Raw genomic sequence first — 290 nt, 5'->3', positions numbered from 1 at the left:
ACGTGTTAGTCAAAGATGCCACGGACAAAAAGCGGGCCCATGTGGAAGAGCTCGAACGTATTAACGCTCAGCTGACCGAGGCCTATGAGCGGGAGCTGGAGCACCGGTCGCTGCTGCGCAGCGCGCTGTCTCAGGCCGAGGCGGCCAATGTGGCGAAGAACACGTTCTTGTCGAACATGAGCCACGATATCCGGACGCCGCTGAACGCCGTTGTGGGCTATGCGGAGCTCATAAAGCCTCACGGCAATGACCATGGTCGCGTGCTTACCTACTCCGATCGCATTCGCGTG

1 protein-coding gene is annotated in these 290 nt (G+C 59.3%); it reads left to right on the top strand.

Features of this window, described 5'->3' with window-relative positions:
- Window positions 1-41 precede the first annotated feature (41 nt).
- Window positions 42-290 (top strand): histidine kinase dimerization/phospho-acceptor domain-containing protein (locus PZH32_RS13700; protein ID WP_275208813.1); only part of this gene is annotated, 249 nt, incomplete at its 3' end.

It is taken from the genome of Adlercreutzia equolifaciens (genome assembly GCF_029076695.1).
Lineage (GTDB): Bacteria > Actinomycetota > Coriobacteriia > Coriobacteriales > Eggerthellaceae > Adlercreutzia > Adlercreutzia equolifaciens_A.
Note: the sequence above shows the minus strand (reverse complement) of the source record. Positions and strands in the feature narration are given on the sequence as shown.